Annotated in this window: 19 protein-coding genes; 12 read left to right on the top strand and 7 right to left on the bottom strand. The window is 74.0% G+C overall.

Going from position 1 to position 21,104, the window contains the following annotated elements:
- Nucleotides 1-87 precede the first annotated feature (87 nt).
- Nucleotides 88-849, top strand: coding sequence for a class I SAM-dependent methyltransferase (locus tag C7M71_RS29395; protein ID WP_111492128.1), 762 nt, complete (start codon nt 88-90; stop codon nt 847-849).
- Between the two features lie 168 nt (nt 850-1,017).
- Here C7M71_RS29395 and C7M71_RS29390 read toward each other — a convergent pair whose 3' ends face one another.
- On the bottom strand, nt 1,018-1,467 hold the full coding sequence (locus C7M71_RS29390) for a hypothetical protein (protein WP_111492127.1): 450 nt from the start codon (nt 1,465-1,467) through the stop codon (nt 1,018-1,020).
- A gap of 174 nt (nt 1,468-1,641) precedes the next feature.
- Here C7M71_RS29390 and C7M71_RS32810 point away from each other — a divergent pair, with 174 nt between their 5' ends.
- The 6 genes from C7M71_RS32810 (at nt 1,642) to C7M71_RS29360 (ending at nt 11,494) form a co-directional block, all read left to right on the top strand.
- Nucleotides 1,642-6,336 (top strand): cation-translocating P-type ATPase, encoded by a 4,695-nt coding sequence (locus tag C7M71_RS32810; protein ID WP_265737681.1) that lies wholly within the window; start codon nt 1,642-1,644, stop codon nt 6,334-6,336.
- Between the two features lie 280 nt (nt 6,337-6,616).
- Entirely contained in the window at nt 6,617-6,808 is a 192-nt protein-coding gene (locus C7M71_RS29380) for a hypothetical protein (protein ID WP_111492125.1), read from the top strand.
- Nucleotides 6,809-6,881: 73 nt separating this feature from the next.
- A complete protein-coding gene (locus C7M71_RS29375) occupies nt 6,882-7,367 on the top strand; it encodes an MgtC/SapB family protein (RefSeq protein WP_111492124.1) in 486 nt (161 codons plus the stop codon).
- Between the two features lie 233 nt (nt 7,368-7,600).
- A complete protein-coding gene (locus C7M71_RS29370) occupies nt 7,601-8,770 on the top strand; it encodes a S1 family peptidase (protein WP_111492123.1) in 1,170 nt (389 codons plus the stop codon).
- Between the two features lie 105 nt (nt 8,771-8,875).
- Nucleotides 8,876-10,048 (top strand): methyltransferase, encoded by a 1,173-nt coding sequence (locus C7M71_RS29365; RefSeq protein ID WP_175607760.1) that lies wholly within the window; start codon nt 8,876-8,878, stop codon nt 10,046-10,048.
- 129 nt (nt 10,049-10,177) lie between these two features.
- On the top strand, nt 10,178-11,494 hold the full coding sequence (locus C7M71_RS29360) for a serine hydrolase domain-containing protein (RefSeq protein ID WP_114914633.1): 1,317 nt from the start codon (nt 10,178-10,180) through the stop codon (nt 11,492-11,494).
- Between the two features lie 55 nt (nt 11,495-11,549).
- Here C7M71_RS29360 and C7M71_RS33305 read toward each other — a convergent pair whose 3' ends face one another.
- Both C7M71_RS33305 and C7M71_RS29355 read right to left on the bottom strand, forming a co-directional pair.
- Nucleotides 11,550-11,894, bottom strand: coding sequence for an HMA2 domain-containing protein (locus C7M71_RS33305; protein WP_407675959.1), 345 nt, complete (start codon nt 11,892-11,894; stop codon nt 11,550-11,552).
- 69 nt (nt 11,895-11,963) lie between these two features.
- The gene (locus tag C7M71_RS29355) at nt 11,964-13,115 is read right to left on the bottom strand and encodes an alpha/beta fold hydrolase (protein WP_162824466.1); all 1,152 of its coding nucleotides are present in this window, start codon (nt 13,113-13,115) and stop codon (nt 11,964-11,966) included.
- A 204-nt stretch (nt 13,116-13,319) separates the two neighbouring features.
- On the opposite strand from C7M71_RS29355, the gene C7M71_RS29350 reads away from it, so the two are divergent.
- The 4 genes from C7M71_RS29350 to C7M71_RS29335 all read left to right on the top strand — a co-directional run bounded on the left by C7M71_RS29350 (nt 13,320) and on the right by C7M71_RS29335 (nt 16,778).
- Nucleotides 13,320-14,147, top strand: a complete 828-nt coding sequence (locus tag C7M71_RS29350; protein WP_111490744.1) for an SAM-dependent methyltransferase — start codon at nt 13,320-13,322, stop codon at nt 14,145-14,147.
- Between the two features lie 190 nt (nt 14,148-14,337).
- Nucleotides 14,338-15,060 carry an SDR family oxidoreductase gene (locus C7M71_RS29345; protein WP_111490743.1) on the top strand — a complete coding sequence of 241 codons (723 nt, stop codon included), beginning with the start codon at nt 14,338-14,340 and terminating at the stop codon, nt 15,058-15,060.
- A gap of 158 nt (nt 15,061-15,218) precedes the next feature.
- A complete protein-coding gene (locus C7M71_RS29340) occupies nt 15,219-15,512 on the top strand; it encodes a hypothetical protein (RefSeq protein ID WP_111490742.1) in 294 nt (97 codons plus the stop codon).
- Nucleotides 15,513-15,629: 117 nt separating this feature from the next.
- Nucleotides 15,630-16,778: a permease gene (locus tag C7M71_RS29335; RefSeq protein ID WP_111490741.1), complete on the top strand. Its 1,149-nt coding sequence runs from the start codon at nt 15,630-15,632 to the stop codon at nt 16,776-16,778.
- 20 nt (nt 16,779-16,798) lie between these two features.
- Here the strand turns inward: C7M71_RS29335 and C7M71_RS29330 are convergent, their stop codons facing one another.
- The 3 genes from C7M71_RS29330 to C7M71_RS29320 form a co-directional block, all read right to left on the bottom strand.
- On the bottom strand, nt 16,799-17,068 hold the full coding sequence (locus C7M71_RS29330; RefSeq protein WP_111490740.1) for a hypothetical protein: 270 nt from the start codon (nt 17,066-17,068) through the stop codon (nt 16,799-16,801).
- A 58-nt stretch (nt 17,069-17,126) separates the two neighbouring features.
- Nucleotides 17,127-17,564 carry a hypothetical protein gene (locus C7M71_RS29325; RefSeq protein ID WP_162824464.1) on the bottom strand — a complete coding sequence of 146 codons (438 nt, stop codon included), beginning with the start codon at nt 17,562-17,564 and terminating at the stop codon, nt 17,127-17,129.
- Between the two features lie 167 nt (nt 17,565-17,731).
- Nucleotides 17,732-17,974, bottom strand: coding sequence for a DUF5302 domain-containing protein (locus tag C7M71_RS29320; protein WP_111490738.1), 243 nt, complete (start codon nt 17,972-17,974; stop codon nt 17,732-17,734).
- Nucleotides 17,975-18,180: 206 nt separating this feature from the next.
- Here C7M71_RS29320 and C7M71_RS29315 point away from each other — a divergent pair, with 206 nt between their 5' ends.
- Entirely contained in the window at nt 18,181-20,430 is a 2,250-nt protein-coding gene (locus C7M71_RS29315; protein WP_162824462.1) for an MMPL family transporter, read from the top strand.
- On the opposite strand, the gene C7M71_RS29310 is transcribed toward C7M71_RS29315, so the two are convergent.
- On the bottom strand, nt 20,407-21,006 hold the full coding sequence (locus C7M71_RS29310) for a hypothetical protein (RefSeq protein WP_162824459.1): 600 nt from the start codon (nt 21,004-21,006) through the stop codon (nt 20,407-20,409). The two genes, C7M71_RS29315 and C7M71_RS29310, sit on opposite strands and share 24 nt — an antisense overlap.
- Between the last annotated feature and the right edge of the window lie 98 nt (nt 21,007-21,104).

The raw sequence follows: 21,104 nt of genomic DNA, 5'->3' as shown, positions 1-21,104 counted from the left end.
CCGCCGATGGCCGCCGGGGCCGACCCAACCGGTAGGTTCGAGGCATTTCGGCGGAGATCGGCACGACGGCTGAGGTGGCACGACCGGATGGGGCTGAGCATCGCGACGGCCGGGCTGTGGGTGGAGCGCTGGGAGCGCCAGCAGGAGCGCTATGCGGTCGACCGCGAGGAGCGGTTCACCGTCATCGCCGATGTGGTCGAGCATGTGACGGCCGGGCAGGACCGGCCACTGGTGGTCGATCTCGGCTGCGGGCCGGGGTCGCTGGCGGTCCGGCTCGCCCGGCGGCTGCCGAACGCCGAGGTCGTGGCCGTCGACGCGGACCCGCTGCTGCTGGAGCTCGGCCGGACCCACCATGGGCGCGCGGCCCGCTACGTCCGGGCGACGATAGGCGGAGCCGGGTGGGTCGAGGCGCTGGGGCTGCGCCGCCCCCTGGACGCCGCCGCCTCGACCACCGCGCTGCACTACCTCCCCGAGGACGCCCTGCGACGGGTCTACCGGCAGCTCGCGGCAGTGCTGCGCCCCGGTGGCGTCCTGGTCAATGCCGACCACCTCTTCCAGGACTGCGCCGGGCTCTCCGAGCTCGCCACCCGGGTCGGACGGCGGCGGGCCGAGCGGCAGTGCGTCTTCGACCAGGAGGACTGGGAGTCCTGGTGGGCGGGGGTGGCGGAGGAACCGGAGTTCGCCGACCTGCTCGCCGAGCGGCGGCAGGTCATGCGGGACCTGGGCGAGGGAAAGGACAACGGTCTGAGCTACTCCCGCCATGTCGCACTGCTGCGCGGCGCGGGGTTCTCCCACGCCGGGCCGGTGTGGCAGTTCGGCGACAGCTGCGTCCTGGTCGCACTCCGGTAGGCCGCTCGGGGCATCCGCCCGGTGGAAGCGGCGCCCCCGGCTCCCGGGGGCGCCGCTTCGGCAGCGGTCCGGCTGTGCGGTGCTCCGGCTGTGCAGCGGTGCGGCTGTGCGGTGGTCCGGCTATGCGGTGCTCCGGCTGTGCAGCGGTGCGGCTGTGCGGTGGTCCGGCTATGCGGTGGGTGCCTGCGGGTCGGACGCGGGCTCCTGGCGGGCGGCGGCGGGGGACAGCGGACCGCCGCGCCGCAGGATGGCGTATCCGATGCCGATTCCGGCGACCACCGGCCACTCCAGGATGCCGACGGCGCCCAGTACCCCGAGGCCGAGGTAGAGCGGCAGTCCGCCCTTGGCCGGCAGGATGCGCCGCGCCGCCGTGAGCGGCAGTGCGGCGACCTTGCCCGCCGCGCGGGCTGCGCGGTCCAGGGGGATGGTGACGGTGATGGTGTGCCGATCGTGGCCCTCTGCGGTCTGCTCGGCTTCGGCCTGCTGGGCGTCGGCCTGTGCGGCCTTGGCCTCTGCGGCTGTGGCCCGTGCGGCTGCGGTCTCTGCGGGTGTCGGGCGGCGCGGCGTCCTGGCGGTGCCGGACCGGGTGCGGTTGGTGCGTGCGGTGGGAGTGGACACGGTTTCCCTCTGACGGCTCTGTCGGTTTTACGAATCCAATCGTCTATTAGGTAATTGTGATGCTTTCTGCGGTTCGTGGTGCCATCGGCTGGGGGCAGATGCCGCCGAATGGCGTCCCGGCCTCGGGGTGCCCCGCCCAGCGCACGCCCGTACCCGACACAGTCAGGAGTTGCCGTGGCGCCCAGGATTCAGGTTCTGCCGCCCCTGCCCGCCCTCATCGCCTGGCCGGTGTCCCTGGCCACGGCTGCGGGGGAGGCTGCGGGGGCTGCCCTGGCCTCTGCGGCCCGCTGGGGGCAGCATGCGGTCCATGAGGCGCTGGTCGGCCTGCCCGCCGATATCGCCGAGGCCGCCGCCGTCCTGGTCGACGTCGGGAAGCACCGGACGCGACGGCGGGTGTGGTCGCGCCCGGGCAGGGCGCATATCGAGGTACGCGGGCTCACCGGGCACGGGGACCGGCACCAGCGGCTGGTACGCGGGCTGACCACCGTGCTGCGCGAGACCGAGGGGGTCCGCTGGGCGGCGGTCAACGCGGTGCTGGGCCAGGTGGTGGTCGACGTCGAGGAGGACGGCGTCGACCTCGACCAGCTGCTGGAGCTGGTGGAGCGGGTCGAGCTGGAGCACGGGACCAGCACGGAGCCATTCGCCGGCACCCGCCCGTACCCCCCGTTTGAATCGGCCCCGGCCACCCTGGCCAAGACATCGCTGGCCGCCGACTGCCTGGGCCTGGCGGTGGCCGCGGTCCGACAGGTGACCCCGCTGCCCGCACTGCCGCCCATGCTCCGGGTGCCGGTGGTGGTGGCGGACGCCCAGCCGCGCGTACGCCGACTGCTGGAGGCCCGGCTCGGCCGGGCGCACGCCGACATGCTGCTGGGGGTCTCCAACGCGGCGGTCCACTCGCTGACCATGGGCGTGGCCCCGCTCGCCCTGGACGCGGTGCAGCGCCTGCTCCAGCTCTCCGAGATCCGCAGCCGCCAGGCCGTGTGGCAGCTCCGCGAAGCCGAGCTGGTACGGACCGGCGACAAGCTGCCGCGCGAGGCGCCCGACCCGTCGGCCCGGCCGGTGCCGCTGCCCGCCGGACCGGTGGAGACCTGCGGGGACCGGACCTCGCTGGCCGCACTGCTGGGAGCCGGCGGCCTGCTGGCCTGGACCCACAGCCCCGAACAGGCGGCGGAGGCCATCCTGGCGACCGTGCCCAAGGCCGCGGGCATGGGCCGGGAGGCGTTCGCCTCCCGGCTGGCGGGCGACCTGGCCCGGGACGGCGTGGTCCCCATGGACGGCGGCGCCCTGCGGCTGCTGGACCGCATCTCGACCGTCCTGATCGACTCGGCCGCGCTCTGCACCGCCCGCCTCCGGCTGCTCTCGGTGACCGCCACCGGCGACCTCGACGAGGCCGGGCTGTGGAGCGCCGCGCAGTCGGTGCTGACCGGCCGCCCGCTGCCCGAGCTATGCGGCGAGGGCCCCTGGACACACGGCCGCTGGCGGCTGGAGCGCCCCGCCGACGCGCCGCAGCGGCGCCCGGACGACCCCTCGGCGCTCCCGCTGGACCTGTACGACACCGACGGGCGGCACCAGGCCCGCATCCTGGTCGGCTGCGAACTCGACCCGCTGGCCGACGCGCTGCTGGGAGCGGCCCGGTCCGGCACCCGCCGCCTGCTGCTCACCGAGCACGCCAGCGCCGCCGAACTGCTGCCCTGGGCCGACCACGCCCTGCCGCTCGGCCCGGAGCCGCTGCATGAACAGGTACGGCGGCTCCAGGGCGAGGGCCAGGGGGTCCTGCTGATCTCGGCCGGTCAGGACCACGCACTGGCCGCCGCCGACCTCGGTGTCGCCGTACTCCCCCGCCCCGGGGCCGCCACCGGCGCGGTCTGCTGGTCGGCGGACCTCATCTGCGGCCCCGGTCTGGCGCAGCCCTGGCGCATCCTCACCGCCCTGGACGAGGCCGACCGGGTCAGCAGCAGATCCGCCCATCTCTCGATGGGCGGATCCGCGCTCGGAGCGCTCCTCGCCGCCGCCGGCACCCGTCGCAGGGTGGCCGGGCTCACCACGTCACCGGTGTACGGGGCCGCTTTCCTGGCCGTGCTCGGCGGCATGAGCGCCGCCCGCCGGGTCGCCCGCCAGCCGCTGCCCCCGGTCCGGGTGCGCGGCGACTGGCACGCCCTGGGCCCCCTGGAGACCCTCGACACCCTCCAGGCCCTGCACGACAGCCAGTCCGGCGGCCAATCCGGCGGCGAGCCCGGCGCCCAGCCCAGTCGGCGCTCCGCCGAGCAGCCCTCGGCGCCCCGGCATCCGCTGTACGGCACCCTCCAGGAGGCCCTGCGCACCCTGGTCGGCCTCCCCCTGCTCGGCACCACGGCCCTCGGCGCGGCGTCGCTGCTGGCCGCAGTGCGCGAGGAGCTGCGCGACCCGCTCACCCCCGTGCTGGCGCTGGGCGCTGCCGCCTCCGCCGCCGTGGGGTCCAGCGTCGACTCCGCCCTGGTGGGCGGCGTGATGGTGGGCAACGCCGTGGTCAGCGGAGCACAGCGGCTGCGCGCCGAACGCGCGCTGAGCGGCCTGATCCTGGGCGAGCGGGTGACCGCCCGGCGGGTCGACTGGGCGCCGCCCGCCCGCACGGCGGCGGACCGCACGCTGCTCCCGGCCGGGCTGGAGGCCGCCCCCGCGCGGCTCGCCACCGCCGAGGACCTGCGGGTGGGGGACATCATCGCACTGCGGCCCTCCGATGTCGTCCCCGCCGACGCCCGGCTGCTGGTCAGCGACCGTCTGGAACTCGACGAGGCGGTGCTGACCGGCGAGTCCGGACCGGTCGCCAAGGACCCCCGGGCCACCCCGGGCGCCGACCTGGCCGAGCGGTCCTGCATGGTCTACCAGGGGTGCACCGTACTGGCCGGGACCGGCTATGCCGTGGTCGTCGCCGACCGGGCGCAGAGCGAGGCCGGCCGCGCCGCCGACCTGGCTGGCCGCGCCACCGTCCCGATCGGCGTCGAAGGCCACCTCGCCGCGCTCACCAAGGCCGCCCTGCCAGCCGTCGGGGTCGGCGGCGCCGTGGTCACCCTGCTGGGGCTGCTGCGCGGAGTACCGGTACGCGAAGCGCTCGCCTCGGGTGTGGCCATCGCCGTGGCCGCCGTGCCCGAAGGGCTCCCGCTGGTCGCCACCGTCGCCCAGTCAGCAGCCGCCCGCCGGCTCTCCCAGCGCGGGGTGCTGACCCGCTCGGCCCGCGTCCTGGAAGCGCTCGGCCGCGTCGATGTGGTCTGCTTCGACAAGACCGGCACCCTGACCGAGGGACGCCCGGCGGTGACCCGGGTCACCGGGCTCGACCACGACCTGCTGCTGGACAGCCCCGCCGGACACCATCTGCTGCGCATCGCGGCCAGGGCCTGTCCCCAGGCCCGGCCGGGCCAGGTCCTCGCGCACGCCACCGACCAGGCGGTGGTGGACGCCGCGGTCGCCCAGTGCGGCCAGGACCAGGCATGGCAGCCGGTGACCGAGCTGCCGTTCGAGGCCAGTCGGGGCTATGCCGCCTCGCTGGGCATCGAGTCGGGGCAGCCCTGCCTGGCCGTCAAGGGCGCACCGGAGACCGTACTCGCCCGGTGCACCACCTCGCTCGGCGCCCGCCTCGGGTACGGCGGCGACCCCGTCCCGCTGGACGCGACCGGGCGGCGCTCGGCCCATGACCTGGTGCAGCGGCTGGCCTCCGACGGGCTGCGGGTGCTCGCGGTCGCCGAGGCCCGGCCCGCCCCGGCCGCCGCGCCCGCCGACGGTGAGCCCCTGCTGGTCAGCGATCTGACGCTGCTCGGCTTCCTCGCCATCGCCGACACCACCCGCCCGGGTGCCGCCGAGACGGTGAAACGCCTCTCGGACGCCGGGGTACGGGTCGCCATGATCACCGGCGACCATCCCACCACGGCCTCCGCCGTCGCCCGCGAGCTGGGCATCCCGCAGGCCGAGACCGTCCTCACCGGCAGCGACATGGACACCCTGCCCGACGGTGAGCGCAGCGAGCGGATCGCCCGGACCACCGTCTTCGCCCGGGTCTCCCCCGAGCACAAGGTCCGTATCGTCCGCGCGCTCCAGCAGGCCGGACACGTGGTCGCCATGACCGGCGACGGTGTCAACGACGCCGCCGCGATCCGCCTCGCGGACGTCGGCATCGGCCTCTCCGCGCACGGCTCGACGTCCGCCCGGGCCGCCTCGGACCTGGTCCTCACCGAGCCCGACCCCACCCGCATCCTCGATGCGCTGCTGGAAGGCCGCACCCTGTGGCGCAGCGTCCGCGACGCGGTGGCGATCCTGGTCGGCGGCAACGCCGGAGAGGTCGCCTTCACCGTGCTCGGCACCGCGCTGGCCGGTCGCGCGCCGCTGGGCACCCGCCAACTGCTGCTGGTCAACCTGCTGACCGACATGCTGCCCGCGCTCGCGGTCGCCTTGGCACCGGCCCGGAGGCGCCGCGCCGACGAGGACCCGCTCGCCGACGGGCCGTCGCCGTCGCTGCTGGGGCGCGACCTGGCCCGCATCCTGACCGTACGGGGCACCGCCACCACGCTGGGTGCGGCGAGCGCCTGGCAGATCGGCCGGGTGACCGGGCTGAGCCGGCGGGCCGGGACCATGGGCCTGGCCGCCCTGGTCGCCACCCAGCTCGGCCAGACCCTCATCACGGACTGGCACAGCCCGCTGGTCCTGGCCACCAGTTCGCTGTCCGCCGCCGCCCTGATCGGCATCGTGGAGACCCCCGGCCTCAGCCACTTCTTCGGCTGCACGCCGCTCGGGCCGCTCGCCTGGACCACGGTCGGCGTCTGCTCCACCACCGCCACGCTGGCCGCGGCCGTCGCCCCGCGCCTGCTCTCCCGGTCCGGGCCCGGTACCGCCCCCGCCTGACCGACGCCCGCTTGGCCGACCGCCGCCTGACCGACGCCCGCTTGGCCGACCGCCGCCTGACCGACGCCCGCTTGGCCGACCGCCGCCAGGCCGACGCCGCCTGGACGACCGCCGCTTGGCCGACCGCAGCCTGGACGACCGCCCCGCATTCCCCCGGAGTTCACCGAGGAGACGCCCAGCGGACACCGCCGCTCCCCCGCGCCCGCCTTTCCTGGTACCGTCCCCCGACGATGCCAGGCACCGCACTGCCAGGCGGTCCCGCCCCCACCCGGAGCCCAGCGTGTCCCTCAACCTCGTCATCACCCTCCCCCGCTTCAGCCTCACCACCCCGAGCCGGGAGCTGCTGCGCAGCCTGCTCCCCCTGGCCGCCCCCGCGCTGATCGCCGCAGCCGAGGCAAGCGGGGTCGGACTTCCCGGCCGTCTGCTGCTGCACGCCGCCCTCGGTGCCGCCCAGGACAACCTGAACGCCTGACTTCCGGGCGCGGACGGGCGCGAACCGGTCCGGCACAGAGCCGGTTCCGGGCTCCGCTGCGCTTCAATGGAGCGTGACCCACGACCTGCCCACCCTCGGCCACCTGCTGCTGGCCTTCGCCCTCACCTATGCGCTCGGCTTCGAACGGAACCTGCGTGGCTCTGCGGCCGGGGACCGGACCTTCTCCCTGATCGGGGTGGGGGCGGCGCTGGTGGCGATCCTGGCCCTGGACCACGCCCCCAACGCACTGGCGGGGGTCATCACGGGCATCGGCTTCATCGGAGGCGGTCTGACCTTCCGTCAGTCCAGGGCCTCCGGAGAAGTGGTGCACGGCGTCACCACCGCCGCGGCGATCTTCGCCGCCGCCGGCATCGGCGCGGCTGCGGGACAGGGCAGGGTCGCGCTGGCAGTCCTGGGCACCGCCCTGGCCCTGTTCGCCCTGGAGGTCCGGCATCTGCCGGCCCTGAGCCTGCTCGACGGCCGGCGGTGGGCCCATCGCTTCCAGGATGACGAAAGTCGTGCGCGGCTCGCCGACGGGGAATCGGGATCCGGCAACTGAGCGTCAGCCCGGCCTTCTTCGGGTCTCAGTGATTGACATGAGCATGATATGAATGGAGACTCGGGAGCCTGAGAGGTCCATACCACTTGGCACCTCTCAGGCTGCCTCGGCGACGGCAACTCCCCTCTGAGAGCGCTCCCAACCGGTCGCGTCCCCTTACCCACCCTCATCCGTGACCGAACGCTCCGCCGCCGCCGACCGCCCTCCACCATGAGAAGCAAAGGAGTGCATCCATGCGACGCACCACCCGTCTGCGGTGGGGCCTGGCCGCCCTGCTGGCCCTTGGCACCGGGACGCTGGGCCTGGCGCCGGCCTCCGCCGTGCCCGCCGCCGGAACCGCCGCCCCGCAGCTGCCGTCCGCCCTGGTCGCCGCAGTCCAACGGGACCTGGGCGGCACCGCCGCCGAGGCGACCGCGCGACTGCGCGACGAGGCCGCTGCCTCCACCCTCGCCCCGAGGGCCCAGCGAGCGGCGGGCGCCGCCTACGGCGGCTCCTGGTTCGACGCCGAGCAGGGCACCCTCGTGGTCGCCGTCACCGACCCGGGCGCCGCCAACGCGGTACGGACCACCGGCGCCACCCCCGTCCGCGTCACCCACACCCTCGCCACGCTCGACGGGGCCAAGGCCGCACTCGACAAGCGGGCCGGTACGGCATCCGGTGCTCCGTCCGCCATCCGCAGCTGGCGCGTCGACCCACGCACCAACCGCGTGGTCGCCGAGGTCCAGGCGGGTGCCGCCGACCGCCCGGATGTGGCGGCCTTCCTCGCCTCGGCGCGGTCCGCCGGCCTGCTCACGGTGCACGAGGAGAGCACCCCGGAGCCCCGGACGTACTCCGCGGGCGTCGTCGGCGGCGACCCGTACTACATCAACGGCAACACCCGCTGCTCCATCGGGTTCGCCGTCGTGGGCGGCTTCGTCAGCGCCGGACACTGCGGCACGCCGGGCAGCTCCGTGGCCGGCTGGGACGGCTCCTGGATGGGCACCTTCGCCGGCTCCACCTTCCCGGGCCGCGACTACTCCTACATCACCATCGGCAACGGCTGGTGGACCGTACCGGTCGTGCTCGGCTGGGGAACGGTCAGCGACGCGCTGGTGCGCGGTTCATGGGAGGCGCCGATCGGCTCGTCCGTCTGCCGCTCCGGGTCCACCACCCACTGGCACTGCGGCACCGTGCTGACCAAGAACGAGACGGTCAACTACAGCCAGGGCGCGGTCTACGGGCTGACCGGCACCAGCGTCTGCGCCGAACCGGGCGACTCCGGCGGCTCGTTCATCACCGGTGACCAGGCCCAGGGCGTCACCTCCGGCGGCTGGGGCAACTGCTCCAGCGGCGGGCAGACCTGGTTCCAGCCGGTCAACGAGATCCTCTCCCGCTACGGGCTGAGGCTGGTGACCTCCGGCTGACCCCGCACGGCCTCGGCTGCGGGGTTCCGCAATCCCCACAGCCGAGGCCGGACACGGCGCAGGACGTCTGGGGCACTCCGGGGACTCGGCTAGCCTGAAGGCACAATGAACCGTCTGACCACGTCATGGGGTGCCTTCGACCTCACCCGCTTCCCCGAGGACCCGCGCGACAGGCTCCGCGCCTGGGACGCCGCCGACGAGTATCTGCTGCGCCACCTCCAGGGGATCGACGCCGAGCCGGTGGACCTCTCGGGCAGCGTCGTCGTGGTGGGCGACCGGTGGGGCGCCCTGGTGACCTCGCTGGCCGACCACCGCCCCACCCAGATCACCGACTCGTTCCTCACCCGGCAGGCGACCCGGGCCAATCTGGCGCGCAGCGGGGTCGACCCGGGCGGGGTGCGGCTGCTGTCGACCAGGGACACGCCCCCGGACCGCATCGACGTGCTGCTGATCCGGGTCCCCAAGAGCCTGGCCCTCCTGGAGGACCAGCTGCACCGCCTGGCCCCCGGTGTCCACCCGGACACCGTCGTCGTGGGCACCGGGATGGTCACCGAGATCCACACCTCGACCTTGAAGCTCTTCGAGCAGATCCTCGGGCCGACCCGGACCTCCCTGGCGGCGAAGAAGGCACGGCTCATCTTCTGCACCCCGGACCCCGGGCTCGCCCGGGTCGGCAGCCCATGGCCGCGCAGCCATGCGCTACCCAGCGGCATCGGGGCGATGTCGGGCCGGACCGTCACCAACCACGCGGGCGTCTTCTGCGCCGAACGCCTCGACATCGGCACCCGGTTCTTCCTCCAGCATCTGCCGCAGCATCGCGGCCCCGAGCGCATCGCCGACCTGGGCTGCGGCAATGGCGTGGTCGGCACGGCGGCGGCGCTGGCCAACCCCGAGGCCCGGGTGCTCTTCGCCGACGAGTCCTACCAGGCGGTGGCGTCGGCGGAGGCCACCTTCCGGGCGAACGTCGAGTCGGACGGCAGGGCGGAGTTCCTGGTGGGCGACGGCCTGGCAGGCGTACCGGCCGGGACGGTGGACCTGGTACTGAACAATCCGCCCTTCCACACCCACCAGGCGACGACCGACGCAACGGCCTGGCGCATGTTCACCGGGTCGCGCGACGCACTCCGCCCCGGCGGCGAGCTCTGGGTCGTCGGCAACCGCCACCTCGGGTACCACATCAAGCTGCGGCGGCTCTTCGGCAACTGCGAGATCGTCGCGAGCAATCCCAAGTTCGTCATCCTACGGTCCGTCAGAAACGGTCCGCGCGGCCGAGGCTGACGACCGGCGCGGCGGTCGTCAACCCCGGGTACCAGGCGGTGTCCGACACTCCAGGGCGATACCGGAGGAGCCGTGCCGTGCCCCAGGCTAGGGGTGAGCCGTCTTCATCCGGCCCACCGAGGGGGATATATGACCGTCCGACCGCCCACGCCCGCGCCCGCGCCCGACCGCCGCGCCGCCCGCCATACCGTCCGGGTCGCCGTCGGCCTGCTGGCCGCCACCGCCACCGCGCTGCCGCTGCTGCTGCCCGCCACGACCGCGTACGCCGCCCCGAGGGCGGCGGCCACCCGGGCCGCGGTGGCCTCGCCGCCGCGCGCGGTGGCCCTGCAACGGCGACTCGACGCCATGGTGGCGGCGGGCTCCACGGCGGTACTGGCCGAGGTGAGGGAGGGTACGGGCCGCTGGAGCGGTGCGGCCGGCACCGCCGACCTGGCCACCGGCGCCCCGGCCCGGGCCGACGGGCGGTTCCGGATCGGGAGCATCACCAAGACCTTCACCGCGACGGTGGTGCTCCAACTGGTGCAGGAGGGCCGGATCCGGCTGGACGACCCGCTCGCCCGCTATCTGCCCGGCGTCCTCCCCGGGGCCGGGTCCCCCACCGTCCGCCAGGTCCTCAACCACACCGCCGGGATCTACAACTACACCGAGGACACCCGGGTGCTCCCCGACATCACCGACCCGGCGGCCACCCGCGCCTGGCTGGCCCGGGGCCGCTGGCAGACCTGGACACCGCAGCGGATCGCCGCGCTGGCCGCAGGCCACCGGCCGTACTTCCGGCCCGGGACCGGCTGGCACTACTCCAACACCGGCTACATCCTGGCCGGGATGCTGATCGAGAAGGTCACCGGCCGGTCGTACGCCTCGGAGATCACCCGGCGCATCCTGCGTCCGCTCGGGCTGCGGCACACCACGCTGCCCGGCACCTCGCGGTCGATCCCGGGCCCGCACGCCCACGGCTACCTGGACGTGGACGGCGAGCCGGTCGACACCACCCTGATGAACCCGTCCGTCGCCGGGGCCGCCGGAGAGGTGATCTCCACCACCACCGACCTGGCCCGCTTCAACGCCGCCCTGCTGAGCGGGCGGCTGCTCCGACCGGCCGCGCTGCGCGAGATGACCACCACGGTCGACCTCGGCGGCGGCTCCGGCTACGGGCTGGGTCTGATGCGCTACACCACGCGGTGCGGCACGGCCTGGGGGCATCCCGGGAGCATTCCCGGGTACGGCTCGCTGGTGATCGGCACCGCCGACGGCCGCCGCCGGCTCGCGCTGTCGTACAACCCGCCGACCAACGGGGACGGCCGGGCGCTGAACAGCGCGCTCAACGCCCTGGCCGACGAGGCCCTCTGCGGTGGCAGCGGCGCCATCCCGGCGCGGGCGCCGCGACTGCTCCCGGCGCTCTCGGTGCCTCCGGCGCCTTCGGCGCTTCCGGTGCTGCCCGACTAGGCAGACGCCACACCACGCCCGCCGGGGCAGAGCGGCCCCGGCGGGCTGCCGTCCGTCACTTCGGCTTGGGATTGAGCATGGAGAGGTAGCCGGGGAGCCGACGGCGTCGCGGCCGGTGCGGCGGTCCGGTGACGACCGCCGTCGCCGCTGCCACCGCCCCCGGGCTCACCCCAGGGGCGCCGCAGCAGCCCGCCGCCCCCGAGCAGGGCGGGCTCAGCGCGGTGTCATACAGGATGAGCACCCGCCCGGTGACCGGATTCGCCCGCACCGTTGTGATACCCGGTGTTCTCCGGAGCACAGCCGCGAGGAGTTCCGCGATACGGGGGCTGCCAAGGAGAATTCCGACGCCCCAGCGCTGTCGGCCCGGAATGACCGACCGCGGCCGCAACTCCGATTCCATGCTCCGGCACCCTGCTACTGCACCCATGGAAGCTGACATACGCAACAATCACCGATTGACCGGTCCGCTTTACCCGGCCCCTGCTTCCGGCTGCTCCTTATGGAGCTCACCCAGCACCGTCCGCACCACCCCGACAACGAACTCGGGCGCCTCATGAGGGAAGTTGTGGCCGGTGCCCGCAGGCGTGCAGATCCGTCGGGCGGCGGTCGAGGTCGCCAGGAACCGGCTCCTGGTGGCGAGGTAGAACCGGCGCAGCCGCTCGGCCTCCGTGGCGTCATGACCGCCGTTCAGCGCCTCCTCGCCTCCCGTCAGGTCCCCCGGGGTGACCAGGACCACCGGCAGGTCGCCGAGGTCGCCGTCGTACACCATGGTCTGCCAGCCGACCTCGGCCATCCCGGTGGGCGACAGCTCCCGGTAGATCGACGCGGTGGCGCAGCCGGATCGGGCCCTGGACGCCAGCGCCCGCAGCACCTCGTCCGGCTCGCCCGGCTCGCCTGACGGGCTCTTCCGGCCCGCGCCGTGGATGCCGAAGAGGCAGCGCAGCGCGCTCCGCAGCGAGTCGCTGCGGCTCCGCGCCAGCAGTGGAGTGGACGGCCCATAGGTGATGACATCGGGGGGTGTGGGGTCGAGCAGGACCAGTGCGGCCACGAGGTCCGGGCGGCGTCTGGCGGCGTTGGCGACCAGCAGGCCGCCGAGGGAGTGGCCGACCAGCACAAAGGGCCCTCGCTCACCGGCCTTCTCCAGGGCGGTGAGCAGTTCGTCCGCCTCGGTCGCCGTCGTCCGGGGGAAGGGGCCGATGTCGCTCCATCCCGAGCCCGGCCGGTCGACCAGGACCGAGCGGGTCTCCTCCCGCAGCGCCGCGTGCAGGTGGTGCAGTTCATGACCGGGCGAGTGGCCGCCGGGCATCCACACCACCGTCGGCCTGCCCCCGGCGCGGCCTTCGGCCAGGACGTGCATACGGTGGCCGCCCACGTCCACCAGGCGGCCCGGCGCGGGGTATCTCGCCAGCACCCGGGCGACGTGGCGGAGATGGCGCAGGGACCCTGCCCCCGTCAGCACGGCCAGGCCGAGCAGCACGCCGCCGAGCACCGTCGTCCAGGTCGGGCCCAGGGCGGCGCACCACCCGCCGACCGCCGCGAGCAGCAGGGCGACGGGCAGCCCCGCCCAGTCGCGGCTGACCAGCGCCAGCAGGGCGTCGGCGGCGTGCCTGTGCGGGCGCATCCGGCCCTCCGTCCCGGGCCTCGGTGGTCGGTCGCCATCCATCATCTCCGTGCCCGCGCGGCGGCGCACCCCTGCGGGACGGCCGTGCGGTGCGCCTCCGTACCCGGGGCGAAGGCCCATTCGCGATCATGTCCAGCGGAGCGACGCCCCTGGCCGGTAGGCTCGCCGAATCCGGAAACCCGTGCAGAAGGAGGGGACTTGGCGATGGCCGAGCAGGACTGGCAGGAGTGGGAGGGTAGGGTGCCCGGGGATCTGCGGACCGATGTGGCGCACCCCGCCCGCATGTACGACTACTACCTGGGCGGGAAGGACAACTTCCCGGCGGACCGGGAGGCGGCGGAGGCGGTCATCCAGGCCTATCCGGCCTCCCGGGTCACGGCGTTGGCGAACCGGGCCTTCCTGGGGCGCGCGGTCCGCCATGTGGCGGGCGAGTTGGGGATCCGGCAGTTCCTGGACGTGGGCACCGGCATTCCGACCCAGGGCAACACCAATGAGGTGGCCCACGAGGTGGCGCCGGACGCGCGGGTGCTCTACGTCGACAACGACCCGATCGTGCTGAGCCATGCCCGTGCGCTGCTGGCGCACGCGGACGAGGGGCAGCGCACCCAGGTCATGCTGGGGGACCTGCGCGACCCGGCGGCGATCACGGCCGAGGCGCGGAAGCTGCTGGACTTCGACCGGCCGGTGGCGCTGATGCTGGTCGCGATTCTGCACTTCGTACGGGACGAGGAGGAGCCGGCGGAGATTGTGCGGGCGCTGCTGGACCCGCTGCCGTCCGGGTCCGCCCTGATCCTGACCCATGCGACCTCGGACTATGCGTCACGGGAGGCGGTCGCGATGGGCAAGGACGTGTACAACCGCGCGACGGCGCCGTTCCTGCCCCGCGACCGGCAGGCGGTGGAGGCGTTCTTCGCCGGGACGGAACCGGTGGAGCCGGGTCTGGTGCAGGCGCCGTGGTGGCGGCCGGACGGCGAGGTGCCCAAGGGCTCGGAGGTGATCTCCCTGTACGGCGGGGTGGGCGTGAAGCGGTAGGGCCTGGCATGGGGTGGCCGGCGGCACGGCAGCGGCCGTTCTCCGGCTCCTCCGCCGGTCGGATCGCGGCAGCGCCGTCGCGTCGCCCGCGCCGACCGGCGCCCCGCAGTTCGCCCGAGTGCGGCATGAGGGGACCCCGCTGGGCGTGCCGCTCGACCCGGAGTGTGCCCGGGGTGGTGCACTTCCCCCCATGACGAATTCAGCGGTGGCCCTGGTCACCGGAGCCAACAAGGGCATCGGCCGGGAGATCGCCCGGGGGCTGGCGCAGCTGGGCCTCACGGTGCTGGCCTCCTCCCGCGATGAGCAGCGCGGCGAACGGGCCGTGGCCGAGCTGGCCGCCGAGGGGCTGGATGTCCGCCCCCTGCGGCTGGACGTCACCGACGAGCAGTCGGTGGCCGCCGCCGCGCGGCGGATCTCCGACGAGTTCGGCCGCCTGGATGTGCTGGTGAACAATGCCGGTATCACCGTCGACCGCAGCACCACGCCGAGTACGACGACCACGGACGCGATGCGGACCGTCTATGAGACCAATGTCTTCGGGGTCGTCACCGTGACCCGGGCGATGCTGCCGCTGCTCAGGCGCTCTCCGGCCGGCCGGATCGTCAATCTCTCCAGCGGTCTGGGGTCGCTGGAGAGATTGCTGGCGCCGGATTCGACGCTGCCGCTCTTTCTGGCCTACAACAGCTCCAAGTCGGCGCTGAACGCGGTCACGGTGCACTACGCCCGGGAGCTGCGGGACACCCCGATCAAGGTCAATGTGTGCGCGCCGGGGCTGTGCGCCACGGACATCAACGACCACAAGGGGGACCGCACGGCGGCGCAGGGTGCCCGGATCGCCGTGGAGCTGGCGACCCTGGACAGCGACGGACCGACGGCAGGGTTCTTCGACGACCACGGGCCCGTGCCCTGGTGACCCGTCGCCGTGCGACGGCCGAGGAATGGACCCATCCGGTCGGCGGACGCAACCAAGAGACCTGCCGACGCCATCGTTATCGATATGTTCCGCACCATCAGACCGCTGCGCCCCGCGTTCCCCTCCCGCCGTCCCCTGCACCACCGGCGGGAGGCGCGGTGAACGGGTCCCCGTCGTCGTGGGGCACCGACGGCCTGATCGCCGCAGGTCTGCTCCCCCTCAATCTGCTGATCGTCGGCTGTCTGGGGTTCACCGCCGGTATGGGGCCCTGGGCGGAGGCAGGCTCCTTCCACAACCCGGCGGCGCCGGATGTGGCGTGGCAGACCATGTGGATCCTCACCGCCGTCGCCGTGATCAGCGCCGCACCGCTGTACGCGGTGGGCTGCCGCATCGCCGGTACCTTCCAGCTCGCCCTGTTCGGCACGGCGGGCATCGTGATCGGTTGCAGATGAGCGGGCGGGGGCCCGCCGCCGGGCGGAGCCCCGGCAGTCCGCCGGTGCGCAGGTGATCTGCCGGGGTACGCATGGCCGGACGGGAAGCCGCAGAACCCCACCGGAAGGGCGGATGCCATGCATGCGGTCCTGCACGCCTTGTCGATCACCGGCGCGATGGCCTGGGAGATCGGCTGGGCGCTGATCCTGGGCTTCGCGCTCTCGGCGGTCGTCCAGGCGGTGGTGCGCAAGTCCACCGTCGTCCGGCTGCTCGGCGACGACCGCCCCCGGACCCTGGTGGTGGCCTCTGCGCTGGGCATGGCGTCGTCGTCCTGCTCCTATGCGGCGGTCGCGCTGGCCCGTTCGCTCTTCCGCAAGGGGGCGGACTTCACCGCCGCCATGGCGTTCGAGATCGCCTCCACCAACCTCGTGGTCGAGCTGGGGGTGATCCTGGCGCTGCTGATGGGCTGGCAGTTCACCGTGGCGGAGTTCATCGGCGGCCCGGTGATGATCACGGTGCTGGCGGTGCTGTTCCGTCTCTTCCTGAGCCGGCGGCTGCTGGCCGAGGCGCGCAGACAGGCCGACCGGGGGCTGGCCGGCTCCATGGAGGGCCATGCGGCGATGGACATGTCCGTACGGCGGTCCGGCTCCTTCACCCGGAGGCTGCTCTCCGGCGAGGGGTTCACCGCCGTGTCCCATGTCTTCGTCATGGAGTGGGCCGCGATCCTGCGGGACCTGGTCATCGGCCTGCTGATCGCGGGGGCCGTCGCCGCCTGGGTCCCGGACTCGTTCTGGCGCTCGTTCTTCTTCGTCGGCCACCCGCTGGCCGCCAAGGTGTGGGGGCCGCTGATCGGTCCGCTGGTCGCGATCGTCTCGTTCGTCTGCTCCATCGGCAATGTGCCGCTGGCCGTGGTGCTGTGGAAGGGCGGGATCAGCTTCGGCGGTGTGGTCGCCTTCATCTTCGCCGACCTGCTGATCCTGCCGATCCTGCACATCTACCGGAAGTACTACGGCGGCAGGACCGCGCTCTTCCTGCTGGTCACCTTCTATGCCGCCATGGCCGTCGCCGGATACACGGTGGAGCTCCTCTTCGGCGGCCTCGGCCTCATCCCCGACCAGGCGGCGGCGCGGATCCCCGCCGGGGGCGTCACCTGGGACTACACGACCTGGCTGAACCTCGCGTTCCTGCTCCTCACAGGCGCGCTGCTGGCGCGGTTCCTGCGCACCGGAGGGTCCGCGATGCTGCGGATGATGGGCGGCTCCCCCGGCGAGAGCCCCTCCCGCTGAGCGGCCGACGCGCCTGGCCGTCAGGCGTCGTGCGGCGCCTCGGCGACCTCCACCACCCATCCGTAGGGCAGCTCGTCCCCGTCGATGGTCACCGCTTCCACCGTGCGCGTCTCCGGGTCGATGTCCGCCTGGACGCCGTCCCCCTCATAGCGCGGGAAGCCGCTCACACCCTCCACCCCGGTGGCCTCGACCGTCGCGGAGCGCAGCGCGGCCCCGTGTTCGGGGTGGCCCTCCGAGTCGGCGATCTGGGGCTTCAGCAGCACGATGTAGCGGGGACAAGGCGACGTCATGCCGTCCTCCGTTCACTCTCGGATGTGCTCCATGGCGATCCCATGCGGCTCCCAGGCGCTAGCGGAAGTCGCTGGGGACGTAGGCGTCGGTCCAGCGCGTGTAGGTGGCACGCTCCGAGGGGGTGAAGGCCCGATCGAGGATCCGGTACTGCCGGTAGTAGCGCTGGTCCCGGTCGATCCGCACACCGCGCACCTGGAGCAGCGCGCCGTGCAGCACCCGGATGCGGCCCGTGGCGCAGTTCGGCCGGCAGGTGTTGATCCGCAGCGTCCCGCTGCCGGTCGCCGTCGGTGCTCCCCAGTGCGACCAGTGCAGTCCGCCGAGGGCGACCGTGGTCGTCACCTGGAAGGTCGCCGGACGGACGGAGGGGCGCTGCGAGAGGTCGTCGAGGCGGATCGTCGGGGTCGCCGCCCCCGCGAGCGGGCCCGCTGCGGGCATGAGTGCGGCGGTGAGGGCGAGGACCAGGAGGGAGCGGCGCAACGTCGGTGGAGGTGCCATGGGTGCTGCCTCCGTCCACGGAGGTGCGGGACCGTCGGTCGAGCGGCCCGTACCCCGAGGGTAGGGCGCCCGGGCCCGGCTCGCTCCCCGGTGGTGGTACCCGGTCCGGGCCCGGCCGGGCGGGGGGCGACCCCGCCCGGCAGGGCCTGTCGGCCGTACTGTGCGGCTCAGCCGCCGCTCTTGCGGCGGAACGAACGCTGGCTTGAGGCGGGCCCGTGGGCGCCGTGGATCTTCGACTGGTCGGCGCCCGGGCCTCCCGAAGCGCCATCCGTCCGGGTGCCCTGCTTGCGTACCAGGGCCTCCCGGAACTTGCGCTTCAGATCGTCGCCGGAGCCGCCGTCCGCCGCCTGGTCACCGCCCTCGGGAACCACCGGCTCGAAGCCTTCGTGCGACGGGGACTCGGCAGTCATGGGGACCTCCTGGTTTCGGGGGTATGCAGCCCAAGCCTGTCACACCTGGTGGCACGCGTCCGCCCGCGCAGGGAGCCGGGGAAGGTCTACAGGCCCTGAGCCGTCCCGGCGCCCGTGACCGGGCGTCGGGGCGGTCGTTGTGCCTGCGGCGGGAACCGGGCCCCACCGGTGGGGGGTCCGGGCCGGGCGGCGCGACGGAGGCACTGGTGTTCACCCAGCTCGGGCGGTTCGACGTGGTGCGCAGGGCCTGGGTGCTGGCCGGGGCGGCCGTCGTCCTGGCGGTGGCGGGGTGGGCCTGCTCCGGGTTGCAGGACCGGCTGAGCTACGGCGGCTTCATCGCGCCGGACGCCGAGGCGAGCCGGGCGGCGGAGGCCATCCGCACGCAGATCGGCGAGGGCGGCGCGGATGTGCTGGTCACCTTCCGCAGCAGGACGCTGCCGGTGTCCGATCCCGCCTTCCGGCACGGCGTCGAGGCGGCGCTGCGCGGCGCCCCGGCCGGTTCGGTGGCGCGGGCCACTACCTACTGGTCGACCGGTATCCCGATGCTGGTCTCGCTGGACGGGCACGCCACGGTGGCGGCGGTCCTGCTCGGCGGGGACGACGAGCCCGCGCGTACCCGGAGCTATCTGGCGCTGCGCCGGGATGTCCGGGCGGACGGCTTCGAGGTGGGCTGGACCGGTCCCACTGCGGTGATCACCGAGATCGTGGAGCGGTCCCGGCACGATCTGCTCCGCACCGAGCTGCTGGCGCTGCCGCTGATGGCGCTGCTCCTGGTGGTGGTCTTCCGGGGGGTGGTGGCGGCGCTGCTGCCGCTGGTCACGGGGGTGCTGGCGACGGCGGCGTCACTGACGGCGCTCTCCTCGGTCGCCGGGTTCGTGGAGGTCCCGTTTGTGACGGTCAACCTGGTGGTGGCGATCGGGCTGGCCGCCGGGGTCGATGCCGGACTGCTGATCGTCAGCCGGTTCCGGGAGGAGCTGCGGGCGGGCCGGGAGGTGCCGGACGCGGTGGTGGTCACCGTCGACACGGCGGGGCGCACGGTCCTGCTGTCCGGGACGATCACGAGTGTGATCGCGGTGGGGCTGACCTTCTTCCCGCTGGGCTTCGTCCGCTCCTTCGGGATCGGGGCGACCGTCGGCCTGCTGGCGGGCTCGCTGGTGACGGTGACCGTGCTCCCGGCCCTGCTGGCCTGTCTGGGGCACCGGGTGAACGCCTGGGCGCTGCCTCGCCCATGGTGCGCGGGCCCGGTCGGCGGGGGGCGCGGGACGGGGTGGGCGCGGACGGGGTGGGCGCGGACGGGGTGGGCGCGGACGGCGCGGGCGGTGATGGAGCAGCCGCTGCGCTATGCGCTCGCCGTCTCGGCGCTGCTGCTGGCGCTGGCGGTCCCGTTCCTGCACACCGTGATCGGCTTCCCCGACGAGCGGATGCTGCCGCCCGGCGCCGGGGCGCGTACCGCCGCCGAGGAGCTGCGCGGCGACTTCGCGGTCTCCGGTCTGGGGGCGATCCAGGCGGTGGCCACCTTCGACGCGCCGCTGACCGGCCGTACCGGCCATGAGGCGCTGCTCGCCTGGACGCGGCGGTTGGCGGAGTTGGACGGCGCCCACGGCGTGCTGGTGGCCGGCACCTCGCAGCAGAGCGCGGTGGTCTACCTGGGGCACGAGGGGGGTGCCGAGAGCGACTCGGCCAAGGCGCTGGTGCGGGCGGTCCGGGCGCAGCCGCTGCCGGGCGGCGGCCGGGTACTGGTGGGCGGGGCGACGGCGCTGGCGCTGGACACCATGGACCGGTTCTGGGAGCTGCTGCCCAGGGTGCTGCTCTTCATGGCGGGGAGCAGCTTTGCGCTGCTCACCGTCGCGCTGCGGTCGCTGGTGCTGCCGGTCAAGGCGCTGCTGATGAATGTGCTGTCGATCGGCGCCTCGTTCGGCGCGCTCACCTGGATCTTCCAGGACGGCCACGGCAGCGGGCTGCTCGGGGTCCGTCCGACCGGCTATGTGGACGCGCTCGCCCCGATCGTGATGCTCTTTCTGCTGATCGCGGTCTCGATGGACTACGAGCTCTTTCTGCTGCTGCGCATCCGTGAGCAGTACCGGCGGCTGGGCGACAACGAGGAGGCCATCGCGCTGGGCCTCCAGCTCTCGGGGGGTGTGATCACTGCGGCGGCGTCCGCCGTCCTGGTGGTGGCGGCGGTCTTCGCGACCAGCGAGGTCGTCCTGGTCAAGGAGATCTGCGTGGGGATCTTCATCGCGGTGGCGCTGGATGCCGCTCTGGTCCGGGCGGTGCTGGTCCCGGCCACGATGCGCCTGCTCGGCCGGGCCAACTGGTGGCTGCCGAGCCTGCCCGACCGGCTGCGGCGCCCGCAGGCGGTGGCCGCCGTACGCGCCGGGGCGCCGGGCGGTGCCGAAGCGAGCAGGGTGTCCTCTCCGGCGCCGCCCGGTCCGTCAGCCGAAGGTCAGCCGCAGTGAGCCGGTGCCGGAGCCGCCGGCCAGGCGCCCCTGCGTCCAGCAGTCCATGCCGATCCCGGGGGTGTCGACCTTGAGCTGGGCGCCGGCCGAGCCGACGAAGAGGCCCTTGGTGAACTGGACGCCCTCGGCGGTGAAGGTCACCTTGCCGGAGAGGTCGTTGCTGAACCGCAGGGTGCCCCGGACGGTGCTGGTGCCGACCTCCTCGCCCCGCGCGCCCAGCCAGGTGATGGTGCCCTGTCCGGTCCCGGTGGCCTGCCCGCAGGTGCCGTCCGCGACGCCCTCCAGGACCGCCCTGACCTTGGGTACCAGCACATTGCCTGTGCAGTCGCCGGTGACGGTGGCGCGGTATCCGGCCCTCCCGGTGGAGTCCCGGAGCAGCACGGTGGCGGGGTCGGTGGCCTGGATGTCGGCCGTCCCCGTACAGGAGAGCGGGGGTGTGGCCGCGCGGGGTGCGGGGGACCCGGCGGTGGCGGGCCGCTGCGCCCCGGCGAGCGCGGTGGCGCCTGCGGCGGCGACCAGCGCGGTCAGGACTCCCAGATGGGTCAGGGAGCGCTTGTGCCGTTTGACGGGAATCATCTGGTCCTCCAGGGGGCTGGACGGTGCGGAACGCGGACGGGACTGCGTTTCGATCATCGCGGCAGCCGCGCGGCGGCCCTCCGGGCGGAGCAGGTACA

This window comes from Peterkaempfera bronchialis, from assembly GCF_003258605.2.
In the GTDB taxonomy this organism is placed as follows: domain Bacteria; phylum Actinomycetota; class Actinomycetes; order Streptomycetales; family Streptomycetaceae; genus Peterkaempfera; species Peterkaempfera bronchialis.
This window is presented reverse-complemented; position numbering and strand designations above follow the sequence as displayed.

Excerpts from the sequence above, each read along its gene's own strand:
- C7M71_RS29395 (WP_111492128.1), top strand. The coding sequence starts at position 88 with ATGGGGCTGAGCATCGCGACGGCCGGGCTGTGGGTGGAGCGCTGGGAG.
- C7M71_RS29370 (WP_111492123.1), top strand. The coding sequence starts at position 7,601 with ATGCGACGCACCACCCGTCTGCGGTGGGGCCTGGCCGCCCTGCTGGCC.
- C7M71_RS29365 (WP_175607760.1), top strand. The coding sequence starts at position 8,876 with ATGAACCGTCTGACCACGTCATGGGGTGCCTTCGACCTCACCCGCTTC.
- C7M71_RS29360 (WP_114914633.1), top strand. The coding sequence starts at position 10,178 with ATGACCGTCCGACCGCCCACGCCCGCGCCCGCGCCCGACCGCCGCGCC.
- C7M71_RS33305 (WP_407675959.1), bottom strand. The coding sequence starts at position 11,894 with ATGGAATCGGAGTTGCGGCCGCGGTCGGTCATTCCGGGCCGACAGCGC.
- C7M71_RS29355 (WP_162824466.1), bottom strand. The coding sequence starts at position 13,115 with ATGCGCCCGCACAGGCACGCCGCCGACGCCCTGCTGGCGCTGGTCAGC.
- C7M71_RS29350 (WP_111490744.1), top strand. The coding sequence starts at position 13,320 with ATGGCCGAGCAGGACTGGCAGGAGTGGGAGGGTAGGGTGCCCGGGGAT.
- C7M71_RS29345 (WP_111490743.1), top strand. The coding sequence starts at position 14,338 with ATGACGAATTCAGCGGTGGCCCTGGTCACCGGAGCCAACAAGGGCATC.
- C7M71_RS29335 (WP_111490741.1), top strand. The coding sequence starts at position 15,630 with ATGCATGCGGTCCTGCACGCCTTGTCGATCACCGGCGCGATGGCCTGG.
- C7M71_RS29330 (WP_111490740.1), bottom strand. The coding sequence starts at position 17,068 with ATGACGTCGCCTTGTCCCCGCTACATCGTGCTGCTGAAGCCCCAGATC.
- C7M71_RS29325 (WP_162824464.1), bottom strand. The coding sequence starts at position 17,564 with ATGGCACCTCCACCGACGTTGCGCCGCTCCCTCCTGGTCCTCGCCCTC.
- C7M71_RS29320 (WP_111490738.1), bottom strand. The coding sequence starts at position 17,974 with ATGACTGCCGAGTCCCCGTCGCACGAAGGCTTCGAGCCGGTGGTTCCC.
- C7M71_RS29310 (WP_162824459.1), bottom strand. The coding sequence starts at position 21,006 with ATGATTCCCGTCAAACGGCACAAGCGCTCCCTGACCCATCTGGGAGTC.